The sequence below is a fragment of the Novosphingobium rosa NBRC 15208 genome, assembly GCF_001598555.1.
In the GTDB taxonomy this organism is placed as follows: Bacteria; Pseudomonadota; Alphaproteobacteria; order Sphingomonadales; family Sphingomonadaceae; genus Novosphingobium; species Novosphingobium rosa.
Genome location: NZ_BCZE01000145.1, coordinates 1 through 5910, shown reverse-complemented (window position 1 = coordinate 5910; position 5910 = coordinate 1). Strand labels below are relative to the sequence as shown.

The window sequence follows — 5910 nt, the reverse complement described above, 5'->3', positions numbered from 1 at the left end:
TGCTGGCGGGCCCGGCGCTGGCTGACCCGGCGCCGCCCTTTTCGCAACTTTTGCGTCAGGCGCAGCAATCGCCGCATGTCGAGGCGCTGCAATCCGATGTCGAGCAGGCACAGGGGCTGGCCGTGCAGGCTCGCGCCCGGCCCAATCCCACTGTCAGCCTCTATGGCGAGAATTTCGCCGGTTCGGCCCCCTACAACGGGTTCGGGGGCACGCAGACGACGTTTCAGGTCAATCAGCCGCTCGAACTGGGCGGCAAACGCACCGCACGGATCGAGGCGGGGCAGGCGGGCGTCACCGCCGCCCGGTTGCGCAGCCAGGAAGGCCGCCTGACCTTCGCCTTCGATCTGGCCCGCGCCTATGCCTCGGTCGAGATCGCCGACAAGCGCATCGAACTGGCCGAGGATGAGGTGGAGGAAGCCACCGCCGATCTCATGCTGGCCCGCGCTCTGGTGGCCTCCGGCAAAGAGGCGCGTTTGCGGTCGCTTCAGGCCGAAACGGAGCTGAACACGCTTCAGGCCGACCTTGTGGTCACGCAGGCCAATCGCAAGGCCGCGCTTCTGCGCCTGTCCGCGCTGGCCGGTGTCGAGACGCCCTTCACGGCGCTTGGCGAGAGCCTGCTCGAACGCCAGTCCTCGCGTCCGGCGACGGGGCCGATCGACCCGCTGCAGACGGCCATGGTCCGCGTCGCCGAAGCGGAGGGCGATGCAGCGAGGCGCCGCGTCACGCTTCAGCGCAAGGCGGCCATCCCCGACGTCACCATGCAGTTCGGGGTGCGGCGGCTGGAGCAGGAGCGCTCCAACGCGCTGGTGGCAGGGATTTCCGTGCCGCTTCATATCTTTGACCGCAACCGGGGCAACATTGCCGCGGCGCAGGCGGAGGAACGCGGCGCGCAGGCCCGGCTGGCCAGTGCGAAGCTGGAGGCAAGAGCCGAAATCGAGGCGGGGCAAGCCCTGCTGGAAGCCGCCGAGGCGCGTGCGCAGGCAACCGCCACAACGCTGGCGACGGCAGAGGAAACCTACCGGCTGGCGCGGATCGCCTATGAGGCGGGCAAGTCCCCGCTGATCGAACTGCTCGCTGCCCGCCATGGGCTGGGTGTCGCGCGTGGCGTCCGGCTCGATGCCAGTGCCGCCAGCCTCGATGCCCGCGCCAATCTTGCCCGTCTGCAAGGGCTGACCATCACCGGAGAACCGGTCCAATGAACCAGAAAAACAAGCTCTATGTCGGCGGTGCTCTCGGGCTGGCCGTTGCCGCCACGCTCGGCTTCGGTGCCGCCCGCCTGACACAACCAGTCCCCGCCGCACCGCAGACGGACAGCAAGCCTGCCGCCCCCGGCGATAGCGTCACCATGTCCGCGCAGGATGTCGGCCAGTCGCAGATCGCGGTGGGTCCGGCCATGGCGGGCGCGCTCGATGCGGCCGTCATGGCCTCGGCCACGGTGGAGGCGATGCCCGATGCGCAGGCCGTGCTGACGGCCCATGCACCCGGCACGGTCACCCGCATCCTCAAGCGCATCGGCGATCCGGTGCGGGCGGGGGAGGTGCTGCTGCTGGTCGAAAGCCGCGATGCCTCGCAGATCGCGGGGGATCAGGCGGCGGCGGCGGCCCGCGTCGCTCTGGCCCGGCAGCAGGCGGCGCGCGAGCAGTCGCTGGTGGCGCAGGGCGTGTCGGCCCGCGCCGATTATGAAACCGCCCAGGCCAATCTCGCCGTGGCTCAGGCCGAGGCGCGCCGCGCCGCCGGGGCGGCCGGGGCCGTGCGCCTGGCGCGCGATGGCCGCAGCGTGGCGGTGGTCAGCCCGATCAGCGGGCGGATCACGGCGCTCCCGGCCAATCTGGGGCAGTTTGTCCCGGCGGAGACCGAACTGGTTCGCGTCGCCGATCCTCGCCGCATCCAGATCACCGCCAGCCTGCCGGTCAGCGATGCCGCGCGGGTGCGCGCCGGGGACAAGGTGGAACTGACGAGCGGCGATGGCGGGAAAATCGAGGGGCGCGTGCGCTCATCGACCGGCGTGGCCACGGCCGATACCAGATCGGCCACGGTGGTGATCGAACCCTCGGGCGGTTCTTTCGTGCCGGGCCAACTGGCGCAGGTGCGTATTTTCGCCTCCGGGCTGGCCGATGGCGGCGGCGTGAAAAGCGGCGTGATCGTGCCGCAGGACGCCGTGCAGACGCTGGGGGATCGCTCGGTGGTCTTCGTGCGGACGGACAAGGGCTTCAAGGCGCGCCCCGTGCAGGTCGGCAGCCGGGGCGAGGGGCTGGTCTCCATCGCTTCGGGGCTGAGCGCCGGGACGAAGATCGCCACCAGCAATGCCTTCCTGCTCAAGGCCGAGATCGAGAAGAACGAAGGAGGTGACGAATGATCGCCCGCATCCTTGCGCTCTCGGTCCGCCAGCGCTGGCTGGTGGCGGCGCTCACCCTGCTGGTGGCCGGTTTCGGGGTGATGCAGATCATGCGTCTGCCGATCGACGCCGTGCCCGACATCACCAACCGTCAGGTGCAGATCAGCACCTTTGCCCCCACGCTGGGGCCGGTCGACATCGAAAAGCAGGTCACCTTCCCGGTCGAGACGGCGCTGGCCGGCATTCGCGGCCTGACCATGACCCGCTCCTTCTCGCGCAATGGCTTCAGCCAGGTGACGGCGGTGTTCACCGATGCCACCGACATCTATTTCGCCCGTCAGCAGGTGAGCGAGCGGCTCAATCAGGCCAAGGACAGTTTTCCTGCCGGAATTCAGCCCACGCTGTCTCCGCTCAGCACCGGCCTTGGCGAGATTTTCTTCTATTCCATCGCCTTCCGCCATCCTGACGGCAAGGGCGCGGCCATCGTCAACGGCAAGGCGGGCTGGCAGTCGGATGGCAGCTATCTCACCCCCGAGGGCGAACGGCTGACCAGCGAACTGGAAAAGGCGGCCTATCTGCGCACTGTGCAGGACTGGATCATCCGCCCGCAGATGCGCAATGTCGAGGGCGTCGCCGGGGTCGATTCCAACGGCGGTTATGTGAAGCAATATCTGGTCGAGCCCAATCTGACGGCGCTGGCGACCTATGGCCTGTCGATCACCGAACTGGCCGCGGCGCTGGAACGCGCCAATGTCTCGGCGGGGTCGAATTATGTGCGCCGGGCGGGGGAGAGCTTTCTGATCCGCGCCGATGCCCGCCTGAAATCCATCGCGGATATTCAGGAGGCCGTGGTGGCCACGCGCGGCGGCGTGCCGGTGCGCGTGAAGGATGTCGGCCAGGTGGTGATCGGCGGCGCGGTGCGCACCGGATCGGGCAGCCTGATGGGCTCGGAAGCGGTGATCTCCACCGTGCTGATGCTGGTGGGCGAGAACAGCCGGGTCGTCGCCAACCGGGCCAGCGACAAGCTCGTCGAGGTGAACCGCGCCCTGCCGCCCGATGTCTTTGCCGAACCGGTCTACAACCGCTCCAAGCTGGTCAATGCCACCATCGCCACGGTCGGCAAGAATCTGGTGGAAGGGGCCTTGCTGGTCATCGTGGTGCTGTTCCTGCTGCTGGGCAACATCCGCGCCGCGCTCATCACGGCGGCGGTGATCCCGGTGACGATGCTGATGACCGCCTCGGGCATGAACGGGCTGGGCGTTTCAGGTAATCTGATGAGCCTTGGCGCGCTCGATTTCGGGCTGATCGTCGATGGCGCGGTGATCGTCGTGGAGAACACGCTGCGTCATCTGGCCGAACGGCAGGAGCATGAGGGCCGCCTGCTGAGGCTGAAGGAGCGCATGGAGGAAACCATCGCCTCGGCCACCGCCATGGTGCGCCCGACGGTCTATGGCCAGCTGATCATCTTCCTCGTCTTCGTGCCGCTGCTCACCTTTCAGGGGGTGGAGGGCAAGACCTTTTCGCCCATGGCGATCACGCTGATGATCGCGCTGGCTTCGGCTTTCGTGCTCTCGATCACCTTCGTGCCCGCGATGACGGCCATTCTGATTTCGGGCAAGGTCAGCGAAAGCGAGGTCAGGCCGGTGCTGTGGTTCAAGCAGCGCTATGCCCCGTGGCTGGAGAAGGCCGTGGCAAGGCCCATGCCCTTCATTCTGGGCGGGGCCGGGGTGTTTGTCGCGGCGGTGCTGGGCTTTGGCCTGTTGGGGCAGGAGTTCATGCCCCAGCTCGACGAGAAGGACATCACCGTCACCAATTTCCGCGTGCCCTCCGCCTCGATCGACCAGTCGACGCAGATGCAGATGCAGATCGAGAATGCCCTGAAAAGCCTGCCCGAGGTGGCGCTGGTCTTTTCCAAGAACGGCAATGCCGATCTGGGCACCGATCCGATGCCGCCCAACGCGTCTGACACCTATATCATCCCCAGGCCCGAGAAGGAGTGGCCTGCCGATGTCAAAAGCAAGGCCGATATCCTGCGCCATATCGAGGAGAAGATGAAATCGCTGATCGGCAACCGGACCGAGATCCAGCAGCCGATCCAGATGCGCTTCAACGAGCTGATCGCGGGCGTGCGCGCCGATGTGGCGGTCAAGCTCTATGGTGACGATCTCGACCAGATGACCGTGCAGGCCCAGCGCATTGCGGGCATTCTTCGCAAGATCCCCGGCGCGGGCGATGTCAGCGCCGAACAGACGGCGGGGGCGCCCACCTTCGATGTGAAGATCGACCGCATGGCCGCTGCCCGCTTCGGCCTCTCCGTGCAGGAGGTGGCCGATACGGTGGCGTCCGCGCTGGGCGGTCGTGAGGCGGGGCTGCTGTTCGAGGGCGATCGGCGCTTTGCGGTGGTGGTGCGTCTGCCCGATGTGCAGCGTGACGATCTGGAGGTGCTGGGCTCGATCCCGATCATGCTTCCGGCCGCCGAAGGGCAGATCGCAAGGTCGATCCCGCTGCGCGAGGTGGCGCGTTTCAGCTACACGCAGGGCCTCAACCAGATCAGCCGCGAGAATGGCAAGCGCATGGTGACCGTGCAGGTCAATGTGCGCGGGCGCGATCTGGGCGGTTTCGTGAAAGAGGCGCGGCAGAAGGTCGGGGCCATCGACCTGCCTCCCGGCATGTACACCGGCTGGGGCGGCACCTTTGAAAGCCTGCAATCGGCGCGGTTGCGGCTGATGCTTGTGGTGCCGGTCTGCTTTGCCGCGATCTATGGCCTGCTCTATCTGGCGCTGGGCGGATTTGCCCCGGCGGGCATCGTGTTCAGCGCGGTGCCGATGGCGCTGGCGGGCGGGGTCTTTGCCCTGCTGCTGCGCGGTATTCCCTTCTCGATCACGGCGGCGGTGGGGTTCATCGCCCTGTCCGGCGTGGCGGTGCTCAACGGTCTGGTGATGATGGAGGCGATCCGCCGCCGTCAGAGCGAGGGCGCGCGGGATGAGCAGGCGATCATCGGCGGCGCCATGGAGCGGGTGAGGCCGGTGCTGATGACCGCGCTGGTCGCCAGCCTCGGCTTCGTGCCCATGGCGCTGGCGACGGGCACGGGGGCCGAGGTGCAGCGCCCGCTGGCCACGGTGGTGATCGGCGGTCTGGTGACCTCGACGGCGCTGACGCTGTTGGTGTTGCCCGCCATCACCGCCTGGGTCGGTCGCATGCGGCGCGGGTGAGATGAAGAGGGCGGGTGGATGCGCCACCCGCCCTCTCAGCTTCCGGTCGGGTCGAGCGTCCCGGCCAGAGCCACGCACCAGATCACGCCAAGGGCGAGCAGCATCTCCAGCGAGATGCTGCCGCGCAGGGCCGAGAGAGCCTTGTGCCGGGCCAAGGGCTGAGCGGCCTGTTCCAGTGCGGGCACCAGATGAAAGCGGTTATGCGCGGCCAGCAGGAACATGCCGGCAAACAGCGCCAGCTTGGCGATGATCAACTGCCCATAAGGCGTATGGGCGATGGCGGGCCATTCGCCCGGCGGCGCCAGAAACAGCAGATTGCCCAGCCCGCTGACGAGCAGCAAGCCCACCAGCACACCGCCGATC

Annotated in this window: 4 protein-coding genes; 3 read left to right on the top strand and 1 reads right to left on the bottom strand. The window is 67.6% G+C overall.

Annotation, left to right across the window (positions count from 1 at the left end; translation table 11 throughout):
* The 3 genes from SR3_RS29850 to SR3_RS29840 form a co-directional block, all read left to right on the top strand.
* Positions 1-1199 (top strand): TolC family protein (locus tag SR3_RS29850; RefSeq protein WP_157099215.1); only part of this gene is annotated, 1199 nt, incomplete at its 5' end.
* Complete coding sequence (locus tag SR3_RS29845; RefSeq protein ID WP_068094947.1) at positions 1196-2356, top strand: efflux RND transporter periplasmic adaptor subunit; 1161 nt, start codon at positions 1196-1198, stop codon at positions 2354-2356. The genes SR3_RS29850 and SR3_RS29845, both read left to right, overlap by 4 nt.
* Positions 2353-5547: an efflux RND transporter permease subunit gene (locus SR3_RS29840; RefSeq protein WP_068094945.1), complete on the top strand. Its 3195-nt coding sequence runs from the start codon at positions 2353-2355 to the stop codon at positions 5545-5547. Before SR3_RS29845 ends, SR3_RS29840 begins: the two co-directional genes overlap by 4 nt.
* 35 nt (positions 5548-5582) lie before the next feature.
* On the opposite strand, the gene SR3_RS29835 is transcribed toward SR3_RS29840, so the two are convergent.
* The coding region (locus tag SR3_RS29835) for a CopD family protein (RefSeq protein WP_169805745.1) at positions 5583-5910 on the bottom strand (328 nt) is incomplete at its 5' end.

Excerpts from the sequence above, each read along its gene's own strand:
- SR3_RS29845 (WP_068094947.1), top strand. The coding sequence starts at position 1,196 with ATGAACCAGAAAAACAAGCTCTATGTCGGCGGTGCTCTCGGGCTGGCC.
- SR3_RS29840 (WP_068094945.1), top strand. The coding sequence starts at position 2,353 with ATGATCGCCCGCATCCTTGCGCTCTCGGTCCGCCAGCGCTGGCTGGTG.